At 55.3% G+C, this 13597-nt stretch carries 11 protein-coding genes; 1 reads left to right on the top strand and 10 read right to left on the bottom strand.

Annotated elements, in window-relative coordinates:
* Positions 1 to 77: 77 nt before the first annotated feature.
* Positions 78 to 1397 carry a transposase gene (locus LKE28_03485; protein MCH3907316.1) on the bottom strand — a complete coding sequence of 440 codons (1320 nt, stop codon included), beginning with the start codon at positions 1395 to 1397 and terminating at the stop codon, positions 78 to 80.
* A 390-nt stretch (positions 1398 to 1787) separates the two neighbouring features.
* Positions 1788 to 2078 (bottom strand): hypothetical protein, encoded by a 291-nt coding sequence (locus LKE28_03480; GenBank protein MCH3907315.1) that lies wholly within the window; start codon positions 2076 to 2078, stop codon positions 1788 to 1790.
* Positions 2079 to 2134: 56 nt separating this feature from the next.
* Between LKE28_03480 and LKE28_03475 the strand changes: the two genes are divergently transcribed.
* The gene (locus tag LKE28_03475; GenBank protein MCH3907314.1) at positions 2135 to 3250 is read left to right on the top strand and encodes an IS110 family transposase; all 1116 of its coding nucleotides are present in this window, start codon (positions 2135 to 2137) and stop codon (positions 3248 to 3250) included.
* 276 nt (positions 3251 to 3526) lie between these two features.
* Here LKE28_03475 and LKE28_03470 read toward each other — a convergent pair whose 3' ends face one another.
* The 8 genes from LKE28_03470 to LKE28_03435 form a co-directional block, all read right to left on the bottom strand.
* Complete coding sequence (locus LKE28_03470; protein MCH3907313.1) at positions 3527 to 4027, bottom strand: methyltransferase domain-containing protein; 501 nt, start codon at positions 4025 to 4027, stop codon at positions 3527 to 3529.
* 220 nt (positions 4028 to 4247) lie between these two features.
* The gene (locus tag LKE28_03465; GenBank protein ID MCH3907312.1) at positions 4248 to 5552 is read right to left on the bottom strand and encodes an ISL3 family transposase; all 1305 of its coding nucleotides are present in this window, start codon (positions 5550 to 5552) and stop codon (positions 4248 to 4250) included.
* A gap of 205 nt (positions 5553 to 5757) precedes the next feature.
* Positions 5758 to 6822, bottom strand: a complete 1065-nt coding sequence (locus tag LKE28_03460) for a glycoside hydrolase family 88 protein (protein ID MCH3907311.1) — start codon at positions 6820 to 6822, stop codon at positions 5758 to 5760.
* Positions 6823 to 6881: 59 nt separating this feature from the next.
* Positions 6882 to 8459, bottom strand: coding sequence for an extracellular solute-binding protein (locus LKE28_03455; protein MCH3907310.1), 1578 nt, complete (start codon positions 8457 to 8459; stop codon positions 6882 to 6884).
* A gap of 44 nt (positions 8460 to 8503) precedes the next feature.
* On the bottom strand, positions 8504 to 9439 hold the full coding sequence (locus LKE28_03450) for a carbohydrate ABC transporter permease (GenBank protein MCH3907309.1): 936 nt from the start codon (positions 9437 to 9439) through the stop codon (positions 8504 to 8506).
* Positions 9440 to 9449: 10 nt separating this feature from the next.
* Positions 9450 to 10406, bottom strand: a complete 957-nt coding sequence (locus tag LKE28_03445; GenBank protein MCH3907308.1) for an ABC transporter permease subunit — start codon at positions 10404 to 10406, stop codon at positions 9450 to 9452.
* Positions 10407 to 10512: 106 nt separating this feature from the next.
* Positions 10513 to 11124, bottom strand: coding sequence for an AraC family transcriptional regulator (locus LKE28_03440; protein ID MCH3907307.1), 612 nt, complete (start codon positions 11122 to 11124; stop codon positions 10513 to 10515).
* Between the two features lie 1126 nt (positions 11125 to 12250).
* Positions 12251 to 13585 carry a LacI family transcriptional regulator gene (locus LKE28_03435; protein MCH3907306.1) on the bottom strand — a complete coding sequence of 445 codons (1335 nt, stop codon included), beginning with the start codon at positions 13583 to 13585 and terminating at the stop codon, positions 12251 to 12253.
* Positions 13586 to 13597 lie beyond the last annotated feature (12 nt).

Below are 13597 nucleotides of genomic sequence, written 5' to 3'. Positions count from 1 at the left end.
CAAAGAAAATCACCCGCAATCCATCATTTTTTCCATGAAAATTCTTCTAATCTGTAACTTTCAAAGTTTAGGTATCCCTAACTGACTAGGGGACTGTCAATCTTGATGTCCAGGTCGGTGCACAGCTTCCTGGTATTCTTGGTGAACTGCGACAATCGCCACTGTCCGTTGATCTTGTTCGCCCGGATGCCTTCCAGGGTCCTGACGACATCCTTGAAGGAATACCTGCCAGTCAGGTTCGCCTGGGCAATATAGTCAAGGATGCCGTACAGCATCTGAAGGGCCAGATGGTTGACGAACAGCCACCCCTCGAAGGCATCCTGGTCCTGCATGAAGCTGGCGTCCAGGTCCAGGGTGTCGTCGTAGCACTTGAAGTTCTGCTCGATTTCCTGTCTTGTCTTGTACAAGGCGTAGATCTGGGACTCGTCGAGGTCCAGGCGGTCGGTCTTGAGTATGAGGGTGCCGATCTCGCTGCGCTGCTGCACATTGCGGGTGACGTCGATGCTCTGCATCGCGGCAATCTGCTCGTCGGTGAGCTTGCTCTTGCCCTTTCTGCGCCGTGCCTCCTCCTTTTCCAGGGCTGCCGCTGCGGCATTGTTCTTCTTTTCGAGACGGCAGATGAGGTCGCTCGTCTCATACATGGCAAGCAGCATGTCGTAGTAGACAACGACCTTGCACCCCTCCTTGGTGCTGGAGGTCCAGAACACGCTGCGCTGGCGGAAATTGAACGCATTGGCGTACAACGAGGCATTCGCCGGGATCTGCGCCTCGGCGGTGTTCCTCTTCAGAGGGATGATGTAATGCATCCCCGATCCTGTGATCGCGGCGAAGTCGTCGTCGGATCCAAAGCCCTTGTCCGCTATCACGGTGATGCCCGATCCCCGGATTCCCGCTTCCGCCCCGATGTCGGGCAGCGCCAGGCAGTCGGGGACGCTGCCTGCGAACTGCTTGTAGTACAGCGGCAGCCTCATCCCGTCCTTCCTGCCGAACAGGTAGAGCAGGTTGACCTGCGGCTCGTAGCGCATCCTGCTGTCGTAGCCCAGCTGCGCGAGGGGCAGGTTCCTCGACTCGCTGATGATCCGGTGCCCGTCGATGAGGATGAAGCCGCTGTAGTCGGAAAGGCCGTTCCTCATGTAGGAGCATATCCCGTCGCGGTTTTTGCCCAGCTCCCTCAGCTCACGGGTGAGCGAGGGGGCAGACAGCCCGAGGCGTGGGAACAATACGGAAAGATAGCTGGTTTCGTAGCAGGCCTGCACCCGCTTCAGCGATGTCTCGCCGATGCACTTGAGCGCAGCAAGGGTGAAAATCGTCTTCCAGGTGTCGGGGAAGAACCGCTTCAGGCTCTCCGTCATGGCCCCGTTGGCTTGGTACAGGTAGCTGCAGGCCCCGTACTCCACGCACTGGATCTCCCTCAATTCCTGCTGGGCGACCTTCTCCTTCTTGGGGATGAACCCCTCCTCGGTGATGGTGCCCAGAAGAGCACCTGATTTCTTCTTCTTGCGCTTTGTCAGTGGGTCGTAGACGCTCTTGCGCTCATAAAGGTAGTAGTGGCCGTTGATGAGCTTGATCTCGGTGCCGGCGGGCCTTTCGAAGGACTGGATGAACTGCGGTTTCTGTGTCATCTAAGGTCTTCCTATTTAGGTATACCCATTATAGCATGACACCTCCCCGACAACAAGTACGAAGATGGTTCCCTGATAAGAAATTATGAATTTTCAGGCTCCCTTTTCGGGAGCCCTAAAAACTAAAAGTTACAGTTTAGTTTCAGACAAACTGGAAGTTGTTTATTAAACCTTTTTAACCTTAACCAACAACATCATAGGTCTACGCATTTCATTACACATTCCCGGCATACCCATCATATCTGCCGGAGGCATTGCTTCCTCAATAGCCTCAATTTGAAAACCACATTTTATAAGTGGATTCAATATCTGCGTTAATGTGTGGTGCTGTTTAATTACTCGTTGACCAAGAAAATTGGTTTCTCTTTCGCCTGTGTAATAGTAATTGTCGATTGGCCAATATTTAGACAATATGAAGTGACCTCCCAGTTTGCAAATCGTGGATTCACCTTGCATACTGGGAATATCAACTAAACCGTATGCGGCTACCGCATGCAAATGGAGGTCACCACATGAATACTGTAATCAACATTGGCATCGATGTCCACAAGGATTCCTACTCACTCTGCTCCTATTCGTTTGCAACGAAGCAGGCCTTCGGCCAGACCAGGATAGCAAGCAACAGCAATCTGGTCATTAAATATGTTAGGAAACTACAGGAATCGCAACCGAACGTTGAGGTCCTGTGCGGCTATGAGGCGGGTCCGACAGGCTACGGCCTGTACCGCGACCTGGAAAAAGCGGGCATCGGATGCGTGATCATGGCGCCCACAACGCTGCCGAAGGCATCCGGGAATCATGTGAAGAATGATCGGCTTGATGCGATGGAGCTGTCGAAGCACCTTGCGTTCGGCACCTACAGTGCGGTACACGTTCCCACATCCGAGGATGAGGCGGTCAAGAACTACACCAGGCTTCGCAACACCCGTCTGCAGGCCCTGAAGAAATCGAAGCAGAATTTGCTCTCGTTTCTCTTGCGTTGTGGCAGGGATTTTTCGGAAGGAAAGAATTACTGGACCCAGATTCACTACACTTGGCTGAAACGGCAGCAGTTTACCGACCCGGTGGACCAGGAGACCTTCAATGAGTACCTGCAGGAGGTATATGACCAGCAGGAGAAGGTCGACCGGTACAACCAGAGGATAGAGCAGCTCTCCCAACTTGAGGCGTATCGGGATAAGGTGGCAAAACTTCGCTGCTTCCGGGGCATCGAGACCCATACGGCGTTGTCGCTGGTCTCAGAGATCGGGGATTTCTCCCGGTTCGCCAACGCCCAGCAGTTCTCCGCCTATCTGGGCTTGGTGCCTAGGGAGGACTCAAGCGGACAGCGGGAAAAACGGGGAGGTATCACAAAAGCCGGAAACACCCGATTGAGGTTGCTGCTCATAGAAGGGGCGAACTCAACACTACGAAGCAGCCTGTATGGACAGAAGTCAAAGAGGCTGAAAGCAAGGCAGGAAGGGAACGAGGCGGATGTCATCGCCTATGCGGACAAGGCGAACCGGAGGCTGCACCGGGTGTACAACAACCTCACCAACCGCGGCGTAATCAAGAACAAGGCGACGGTTGCCGTGGCAAGGGAACTATCCTGCTTCATCTGGGGCATGATGAACAACAGATTTGACTGAACACCAGGGAAAAGAAGGAACCGTGGGATGAGAGGGATTGATAGACAGGCAAATCGGGCAACGATCCTGCCATCTTCGAGAAACCTATGTTGACACCCCTGTGGTGATTCACGTTATTAGACAGAAAGGGCTGTAGGCGGACCATTGGCCTGTGGTAACCAATCCACGTATATCAGAATGGTCAAGTGCCGAACAACTGATTTGCTGTCTATCAATCCTTTTCATGTAGCGATAAAACTGGAGGAAAAAGAAAACAAAGATTCTGCTTGACAACGGTCACATCATATCAGGTTTCCCATTTTCATCATAAATCCAATCCTCATTAACACCTGCGGTGAAAGTCGGATGTTCAATATTGAATAGGAAATACCCACCTACTTTTAATGTGCAATACACCTTTTGATAAACATTAGCTAAATTTTCGATATAGTGCAGTACCAGGTTAGAAACAACTAGGTCATAAGTATTTTCAGGATAAATGTATTCTTCAACACCGCAAACTTTATACTTGATTTTGTCATCAGAGTTATCAGCTACTGCTTTTGCAATCATTTTTTGACTACTATCAATACCAAGAATTTCAGTAGCTCCCATTTGTGCGGCATATTTGCAATGCCAACCGTAACCACATCCTAAATCCAAAACTTTTTTTCCCTGTAATTTAGGGAATAACGGTTGCAACTGATGCCACTCTCCAGCAGCTTTCAGACCATCTTTGCTTCTTCCCATTTCCGCATATGCGGCAAAAAATTCACTATTATCGTAAATATTTCTCATTGATAATTACCTCCACAACTTCCGATTTTATGACTTCTTCTTTTTTGTGCAGGAAGTTCATCATACATAGCGACAAACAATCTTGTCAGGAAATCTTTGTTATCAACATTATCAACCAACAACATCTCTTTTGCTCCATCATAGGGCAACTCATAAATTGCATTAGGCATAAGTGAAACAGCAGATTTTACAGGCCTTTCGCTGTTTATAGTGGGTAGCTCTACATGATTGGCTGCAGGGGGAGAGACAATTCTCCACAGACGAAGTAGATCATGTTCATGAAGTTCCTCATGTTCCTGAAGCCTCTCGCACGGCTCTTGATGATGCTTATCTTCGAGTTGAACCCCTCCAGGATTGCATTGGTCCTCAGGGTCTGGAAGTAGTTAAGAATCTCCACCGCATTCCTTGTCAGGCACTGTGCAAACTTGCGGATTTCCATGACCGCCGAGTTGGCGAATCTGATGGCCAGCCGCTCAAAGTCAGACACCATGTCCTCGTCATAGGCCTTGTGGGTCTCATAGAAATCCTGCAGCTCAAGACGGCAGCTGTAGGCCTGGACCGTATCCAGATATTCGACCTGGAGCAGTTGGCCGAGCCGCTCCCGCTGCCTGTCGGTGAGGTTGTCGGGGTTCTTCAGCCAGATGTACCGCGTCTTTTTCAGGTCCTTTGTCTTTGCGGCGTTCTTGCTGCGCATTTCCCGTTTCCTGGTATTGTCCACCGCATCCGAACAATTCTTGACCACATGGAACTTGTCCACGGTGACGACGGCCTCGGGAAAGCTCTCCCCCAGGGCGCTGCGGTAGCCGTGGATCATGTCGCTGGTGGCAACCTTCACCTGCCCGGGTTTTCCGTCCTTCTCCTTGAAACGCTCAAGAAAACGTTTCACGGCATCCTTGTCTTTTCCTTCCGTCACAAAGAGTACCCTCGCTTTCCCCGCCTGCCTGCACCTTCCGGCCTCATCGGTGGCGACATCGGGATGGGAAAGAAAGACCGTTATGTAGTTGTGGCCCTTGTGGCTGTACTCATCCACCCCTATCGCACTGACATCCGAGAAGTCCTGGTCCTTGAGGGCCTCCTCCACATGGTAGTCGATCAGGCGCCACAGCTTGGTGTCGTGCTCCCCGATCTCCCGGGCAACCGTCCTGACCGGCATGTGCTTCACCAGGGTGAGTATCACCCCCTCCATCATCAAGGTGAAGCCGCTGCCGCTTCTTGCCCAGGGCACCGAAACGGTCCTCACCTTGCCGTCGGGCGTGATGATTCTGGGGACTTTTGCGGTGATGTAGCAACGGTACTGGAAGAAATTGAGATGCCTCCAGGTTCTTTCTCGGGTATCGTGGACCTTGCAGCTCTGGTCGAATCCTGGATACTGGAAACTCGACCCTTCCTTGAAATCGATCCGTATGTGGAGTTCCAACAGCGTTGGCTGCTTATCGGACGGAACCATCTCCAGTGATGTGATGCGCCAAGGTTCCTCAAGGCCCAATCCGAGGCTGAAAAGTTTCTGAATATGCGGGTCGATCATCTGCTTTGCTCCTTGCTTTAAACATAGCAAATTACCCTCTATTCATGAATACCCAATTGAATCTTACCCACCATAAACAGCGAATAACCCGGAAAGTATATGCTTCTTTTTCCTGAGAAGAAACAAAAAAAGAGGATTTATGAAAGGTCTCTGAATAATTCCAATGAAAACTTGATCTTTATGGAGAGAATGGGAAAAAACACCCCTACGCCCTCTCCACTTCCAGGCAGGCAAGGATGAAGGGGCCGACGCCTTTGAAGTCATCGGTGGCGATGGGTTCGCTGATGTAGTAGGAGAAGGAGCCGTCACGGCATGGGTTGCCGCCGAGTCCTGCCACGGAGCAGATGCCCCCCAGGCGCAGGTCGTTTGCCAGGTAGCGCTGTTTCATGCCGTTGAAGGCTTTCAGCGCGGCATCCTTGTCGGTGGGGTCGGTGGTGATGCCCAGTCTCCGGGCTTTAAGCAGAATGGTGACGAACATGCTGGTGGCGCTGGTCTCCAGATAGTTGCCTTCCCTCTTCCCTTGGTCCAGCACCTGGTACCACATTCCGCTCTCTGGATCCTGCACCTTCCGGATGGCACTGATGTAGGAACGGATGATATCCCCCAGGGCGCTTCGTCCCGGATGATCCTTGGGAAGGTAATCCAGCACATCCAGGACGGCCATCCCATACCATCCCATGGCGCGTCCCCAGAAATGGGGGGAAAGGCCGGTCTTCGGGTCGGACCAGCGCATCCCGCGGGATTCGTCGTAGGCATGATACAACAATCCCGTCTTGGGGTCGCGGAGCGTATGGAACGTGGTGACCAACTGGGTGACAACATCATCCATTCCCTGGGTATCATTGGTGAATTGGCTGTACTGGGCGTAGAACGGACCTTCCATGTACTGGCCGTCCAGCCAGATCTGCCACGGATAAATTTCCTTGTGCCAGAACACACCGCTCTTTGTCCGGGGCTGGTGGGCAAGCTGGTCACGCAGGATGCGCGAGGCGGCGATGAACCGTTGTTCTCCCGTTTTCTCGTAGAACGTGAACAGGTTCCGCCCGGCATTGATCTGATCCAAATTGAACTCACCTTCCCGATACGTGGCGATCGTGCCATCCTGGGCGATCATCGGGTCATACAGCTGGTACGCCCATGAAAACAGAGCAGGGTCTGCCGCAAGGCTGGCCATAATGACCAATCCATGTTCGTAATGCCACTTCATCATGCCAGGACGATAGATTTCCTGGACGTGGCGGGCCATCTGGAGGGAAAGCGGTTCGTGCATTGATTTCTTCCTGAAAAAAGGATCCGGCCATCATTACGGATGGCCGGATAGATAGATTATCACACCAACAGATCGTTGTCCTGGGCGTACTGCACACCGGCGTCATTCCACGCCTGGCCGCCCTGCTTCTTGAACTCAGCGATCCACGCATCCCAGTTCGCCTTGGTAAGCTCGCGCTTGCCGGTGATGAACTCAGCGAGCCCCTGTTCGTAGAAGCGCTTCAGGTCTGCGTTGGGAATGGGCAGCATGTCGGAACCGATGGCCGGCGTCCACTTGCGGCTCTGCATGTCACGCAATACCGTCAACGCGCTCATCGTCTTGCCGCTGGTCGCCGTCTGGTAGGTCGGGTACCGGCTGCCAAGCTCGATGTCACCATTGTAGAACACCATGTTGCGCAACTGGGTGACCGTCTGGCCTTTCGGACCGGAGAACGCCAGATCTTTGTCCACTCCGTCAGCGACAGGAATACCATTGGCGTCTTTGGTGTAGTTCACGCCTTCGACACCCCATCCGAGCAGATAGTAGCCCTCATCGGAAGCCATCCACTCCAGCAACTGGGCGATCTTGTCCAACTTGCCGGCTTTCGCCGCCTTGGCGCTGACCGCGTAGATGCGGTAGTTCACTGTGTACGGACCGATGGAAGCCTTGCCCGTAGGCCCTACCGGCGGATCAATGACGATCCATTCGCCGTTGGGGAAGTTCTTGTCAAACGGTGCGTAGTTGGAAGTCGCGGCGTACGCGGCGTTCTGTTCCCGCATGATGCCGAACCGGCCCTGCTTCCACGCAGCGCGGAAGTCATCCTTCTTGTAGGCCAGCCAGTTGGGATCGATCACACCAGCGTCCTGGATCTTCTTGATGAAGACCATGGCGTCGTAGAACTCCGGCTTGAGGATGTTCAGGCCAGCGTTGGCTTTGGTCATGTCCCAGGTTCCTTCCACGCCGAAGGCGCCAAGGATCGGCTCAAGACGACGGCCAGGCCACTCTTCGTAGTTGTTGATCTCCTGGAAGGCGCCATAGCCGTAGGTGTCGTTCTTTCCGTTCCCGTCAGGGTCGTTCTTGGTGAACGCAACCATGACGTTGTACAGGTCATCCAGCGTCTTGGGAACAGCCAGACCAAGCTTGTCCAGCCAGTCCTTGCGGATCAAAAGACCTTCGTTCTTGGCGATGGAGCCCGGGTCGGCAAAGCCATAGGAATGGCCGTTGACGGTGGTGTTCTGGATGCTGGAGGCATCGTAGTGCTTTGCGGTGCGGACCGGCATCTTGGCATACATGTCATCCACCGGGGCGACCAAGCCCTGCTTGACCAGACGCATCAACGTGTCACGGCGCACCATGAACAGATCCGGCAGGTTGTTCGCCGCGCCGGCAGCCTGAATCTTCACATCCTGGTCGTTTTCCGCAGAGGGAAGCGCCGTCAGCTTCAGATTGATGTTCAGCTTGTCCTTGATGATCTGATAGCCTACCCAATCATCAGGTGGGGGTCCCGCTTCGGTGATCGCCGCGCCATACCACAGATCAATCGTCACCGGCTCTTCCTTGGCAGGAGCTGCCGGGGCGGCCTGCTCACTGGTCGCCTGCGCAAACAGCGCGCCGACCAAGCAGGTCAGGATCAACAGAACCAACAATGTTTTCTTCATGTAATCCTCCTCTTTCTGATTACCTCAATTCGATATCATCATGCTCAGCCCTTGACGGAGCCAAGCAACGTGCCCTTGGTGAAATACTTCTGGATGAACGGATAGGCGAGAACCATCGGGATGGCGCTCATGAACACCGACGCCGCCTTGATGGCGGAGATCGGGGCCTCGCCGAAGGCGCTGACCTCCACGTATTCGTTCATGCCGCTGCCGATCAAGATGTTCCTGAGCAGAATGGGAAGCGGCTGCAGGTCGTTGTTGTTCAGATACAGCATGGCGCGGAAGAAGTCGTTCCAGAACGAGACGCCGTAGAACAGGCCGACGGTCAGGATGATGGCCTTGGACAGCGGCAGGATGATGCGGATCATCACCTGGAGCTCCGAGGCGCCATCGATCCGGGCCGATTCCTTCAACTCATTGGGAATCCCCTCGAAGAACGAGCGCATGATCAAGCAGTTGTACGTCGAGACGGCGACCGGCAGGTAGACGGACGAGAGGTGGTCCTGCAGTCCGATGCCGGTGACCAACAGGTAGGTCGGGATCATGCCGACGTTGAATACGTACGGGATGATGATCAACCAGTTGAAGAACTTCCGTCCAGGAAGCGTCGGAATGGAAAGACTGTAGGCAAGCGGAATGGTAAGCAGCAATGCCGTCGCCACACCGAAGATCAGAATCTTGATGCTGTTCCAGAAGGCAAGCAGGAAGCCCCGGTTGCCCAGAAGCGCCTTGTATGCCGCCGAGGACCACTTCCAGAAGGGAAGGAACATCCCCTGCAGGTTGGAACCAATGTAGTCGTTCGGACGGAACGACAGCGTGATGGTGCTCCAAAGCGGGATGGCGATGATGAACAAAAGAAGCCAGAGGAACACGTCGACGACGATGTTGAACGTATGGTCGGCGGCGGTGGGCTTGACGGCCACCGCATTGAGCTTCGGTTTCAGAGAGGTGCGTTTTTCTTTTTTCTGCTTGGTATCCATGCCTCACCTCTCAATACAGCGACGACCCGCTGAGTTTCTTGGTCAGCTTGTTGCTGACGACGATCAGAAGAAGTCCGATGACCCCTTTGAACAGACCGACGGCGGTGGCGAGGCCAAACTGGAACTCCAGCAGGCCTTGGCGGTACACCCAGGTGTCGATGATGTCTGCGACGCTGAGGACCGGCGTGCTGTACAACATGAAGATCTGGTTGAAACCGGCATCCAAAATGGTGCCAAGCCGGAGAAGCAATACGACGACGATCACCGGGCGGATCGATGGAAGGGTGATGTAATGCACACGTTGCCAGCTGTTGGCTCCTTCCACCATCGCCGCCTCAAACAGCGACGGATCGATGCCCATCAACGCGGCGATGAAGATGATGGCCGACCAGCCCATCTCCTTCCACGCGTCGGATAAGATGACGATCCAAGGGAACGCCTTGGTGCTGGTCAGAAAGTCGATCGGCTTCCCCCCGGCCATTTTGATCAAATCGTTGACCACGCCGTCTCCCGGAGCGAGCAGGGAGAGCAGAATGCCGTACATGATGACCCAGGAGAGGAAGTGCGGCAGGTAGGCCAGCGTCTGCACCACTTTCCCCAATTTGGGATGGACACACTCATACAGCGCGATGGCAAGGATGATGGACAACGGCAGGCTGAACACCAGTTTTCCCACGCTGTACATCATCGTGTTGCGGATCAACTCACCAAAGTAGAACGAATGGATGAAATCCTTGAAGTTGGCCAATCCAACCCATTTGGACCCCAGCACGCCATCCAGGGCCATGTAATCACGGAACGCGATCTGGCCGTTCCAGATCGGCACGTACTTGAACAGGATGTAATAGGCCAGCGGAATCAGCATGATCGCATAGATGCTTCGATGCCGCTTGATCTCCCGCGTCAGATGATGCTTTTTATACGCGAGGTATGCCGCTCGTTCCTCACTGTTCAGCGAGGCTGCCATCGAATCCAACTGCGCGGCATTGTCTTTCCGTTTGCCCATACCAGTCTCCCTTGCCTTTTCAGTATAGGAGCCGTTTCGCGTAAAAATGCAGAGAGACAATTGTACTTTACCGACTTTCTGAACTGCCTTTCCCCCGCCTGATTTTCCCCGGATTGACTCCCATCGTCTTCTTGAACACTCTGCAGAAATAAGCCTGATCCTGGAATCCGCTCTCGCTGGCCACCTCGTTGATGGTAAGCGATGTCTGCCGGAGCAGTTTGGTCGCCAGGAAGATCCGATACCGGTTCAGATAATCCCACGGCGAGATCCCCAGCTCCTTGCGGAAGATCCTGGTCAGGTAATCCTCACTGACGTTGATCGCCTCGGCAAGCTGCCAGCGTGAGATCTGGCTGGTGGCATTCTTGTCCAGATAGGCGATGGCCCGTTTGACCAGCACCCCGGTGAGCGGAGGCAGGATCGCCTCCCCTCCGATGATCGAGATGATCCGGGTGATGAACGAGCCGACGTCGCAGACGCAGGTGTTGGCGATCACCAGGTTGGGGATGGCGGCAAGCTTCTCCACCGCGTCCTTGTCGAATTTCTCCGAGATCACCAAAATCGGGGTCTGGGAGACGCTTCGGATGGAAGAGAGCCTGCTGGCGTCCACATTGGTGGTCAGGAACAACGCCGGAGCCCGTTCCTTGGCATAGGTGGCGAAAGCATCCAATGAAGGAAGCATCAGGAAATCGGAGGGAATCCCCAGTTTCTCCAACCCCGGAGGAATGACCGGTCCATCGACGAAGATCGCCCCACCCAGGACACTGCGGAAGCGGGACTTCAGCGCCTCGACAAGCGTATCGTAGCCCTGCGGGCAGTTCAGGCAGAGGATCGGCATCTTTCGGGCGGCCTCATCCGTCTCCATCGCATGGACGAGCATCTGCATGGTGAACGAACCACTCTGGGCGTCCAGCGCCACGGCGCCGTAGCCGTCCAGCATTTTCAGATCTTTGATCACCATCTTGGCATCCAGGAACGGCGAAGAAGTAAACAGGGCGGGAACCGCTGCGGGGTCTTCCCCGACGAAGCAGATCCGGGCGTCCTTGCGCCCGACGGTCTCCGAATTCTGCAGATTCGGCCAGGGGAACACCATCTGGACACGGTTGTCCACCAGGGTGAACGTTCCTCCTTCCATCAGCATGATCCGCTCGGCCAGGCTGAATCCGGGATCCTGGCGGTTCATCGACGCCATCCACCTCGGCTGGGAGCTGGTCAGTGTCAGACGGAGTCCTTCGACCGTCGTCTGGAACGTCTCCGCGCAGGTCTCCCCATCCCCTTCCATCACTTCCTTGATGGCTTCCAGCACCTCGGAGAACAGACGGCTGTCCACCTTCACCGCCGGAAGACCCGGGCGGAGCGTGGTGATGTGTTCCACCAGCTCCAACGCGCCAGTCTGGCTGAGCGAGAGATCCAGGAGGTGGTTCGCTTTGGAAAGCTGGGATTTGATCTCACCCCAACGAGGGCTGTCCTGGGACAGCGTGGCGATGGTCTCCAACGGGTCCCGCAGACCGTTTGAGATGTTGGCGAAGAACTCGCTGCGGGTCCGCTGGGCCTTCTCCGCGGCCTCCCGCGCCTTGTTGGCGGCATCAAGCAACATCGTCCCTTTGACGGCCGATGAGAGCGAGGTGCGCAGGTCTTCGATCAACGTGCCGGAGAACTCCTCCGTCTTCAGCACGACGTACCCCAGCGACTGGTTTTCCATGAACAACGGCTCCACCACGTACACACCTTCCGTCAAGGACGCGGAAACCGATTCGGGAAGCAACGTTGTTTCCGACAGGTCGGCGGGTCCGACCGGACCGTGCTCATCAAACCCGCCCACCAGACGGTTCCCGGCATCCTGGTGCAGCACCAGGTAGCAGGCGGTGATGCCCACATCGGGAAGATGGGTGGTGCAGATGGACGCGATGGAGACGATGCTGCGCGAGCAGAGGAGCGCGCTCTTCAGCGAGTTGATCCTCCGTGACTGCATCCGCGTGGCGTAGGCGCTTTCCCGGTCGACGAAATCCCTCTGACGGAGCAACAGGGAGTGCAATCCCCTGCTCCGAACCACTGATGTACCGTTCATACCAGCCGATGGCCTCATCAGCCAACAGCGTATCCCCGCCATGCTGCAAGTAGGCGCGGAGCGTCCTCTCCAGCATCCGGGGATCGCCGGAGGCGACCACCTCCCGGACCGGGTATCCGGGGAACCGTTCCTCCAGCCAGGAGACGAACGCCTCCCGGTTGCCGGAGAACTTCGCCCGGGCGATCTCCTCCCCTCCCAGGGAATCCGGACAGCCGCAGGAGCGGCGGATGACCAGCGGAGCGGGCAGCAACGTGTCGTTGTCGCTCCCCCGTGGGTTGTCGATCAAATCAAGCAATTGATAATAGGAAAGCGAGGCCATCTCCTCCACCGGCATGCGCACCGTAGTGCAGGGGCACTCCAGCAGCAGGCTTTCCTCACTGTCGTTGAATCCGGCCAACCGAAGGTCTCCAGGAATGGAGATCCCCATTCCTTCCAGCACCTTACCGGCGGAGAACATCATCATGTCGCTGGAGCAGAGGAGCGTGTCGAAATCCTTTCCCGGTTTCAGATGACGCTCGTCGACCAACTGGGAAAGCGCCTTCGCCCCATCCTCCCACGCCACCGGATCGGAGACCAGGTTGGCGTCAAACGGAATATGGCACTGGGAAAGGGCATCCACGTACGCCTTGTACCGTAGCCGGGCTCCCTCGTGGTTGCCCGGTCCCCGGAGGAACGCCAACCGTTTGGCGCCATGGTGGAGGATCATATGGGTGACCAGCGCCTGCATCCCCCCGTAGGCGTCAAAGCCGATGTTGGGGTGCCCGGGACGCTTCAGGGAATAGGTGACGAACGGAAGGTCCTGGAACCGGTCATGGAACTTCTCCACCTGGGAGATGCTGATGCTGCCCCCAAGCGAGGATCCCCAGCTGACCAGCCCATCCAGGTTCTTCGCGTTGGCAAGATCATAGATTTCGTTGCGCAGGAACTCAAATTCATCCTGGCATTCCAGCCGGCCTCCGGGAAACACGAACAAGGCGTCGCCGTGTTCCTTGGACAGGACGGCGAGGTCAGACCAGAATCCCTTGGATGATCCGGTATGGATGGATGCCAATACAAAGCCGATCCGCTTATGCACCTTCCCTATTCT

Source organism: Sphaerochaeta sp. (genome assembly GCA_022482495.1).
Classification (GTDB): Bacteria; Spirochaetota; Spirochaetia; order Sphaerochaetales; family Sphaerochaetaceae; genus RUG023.
The sequence above is the reverse complement of the archived record's forward strand: the minus strand, read 5'-3'. Positions and strand labels throughout refer to the sequence as shown.

What these genes read in the sequence shown, in the direction of transcription:
- LKE28_03480 (MCH3907315.1), bottom strand. Translation starts at nt 2,078, where the DNA reads ATGCAAGGTGAATCCACGATTTGCAAACTGGGAGGTCACTTCATATTG.
- LKE28_03475 (MCH3907314.1), top strand. Translation starts at nt 2,135, where the DNA reads ATGAATACTGTAATCAACATTGGCATCGATGTCCACAAGGATTCCTAC.
- LKE28_03470 (MCH3907313.1), bottom strand. Translation starts at nt 4,027, where the DNA reads ATGAGAAATATTTACGATAATAGTGAATTTTTTGCCGCATATGCGGAA.
- LKE28_03465 (MCH3907312.1), bottom strand. Translation starts at nt 5,552, where the DNA reads ATGATCGACCCGCATATTCAGAAACTTTTCAGCCTCGGATTGGGCCTT.
- LKE28_03460 (MCH3907311.1), bottom strand. Translation starts at nt 6,822, where the DNA reads ATGCACGAACCGCTTTCCCTCCAGATGGCCCGCCACGTCCAGGAAATC.
- LKE28_03455 (MCH3907310.1), bottom strand. Translation starts at nt 8,459, where the DNA reads ATGAAGAAAACATTGTTGGTTCTGTTGATCCTGACCTGCTTGGTCGGC.
- LKE28_03450 (MCH3907309.1), bottom strand. Translation starts at nt 9,439, where the DNA reads ATGGATACCAAGCAGAAAAAAGAAAAACGCACCTCTCTGAAACCGAAG.
- LKE28_03445 (MCH3907308.1), bottom strand. Translation starts at nt 10,406, where the DNA reads ATGGCAGCCTCGCTGAACAGTGAGGAACGAGCGGCATACCTCGCGTAT.
- LKE28_03440 (MCH3907307.1), bottom strand. Translation starts at nt 11,124, where the DNA reads ATGCTTCCTTCATTGGATGCTTTCGCCACCTATGCCAAGGAACGGGCT.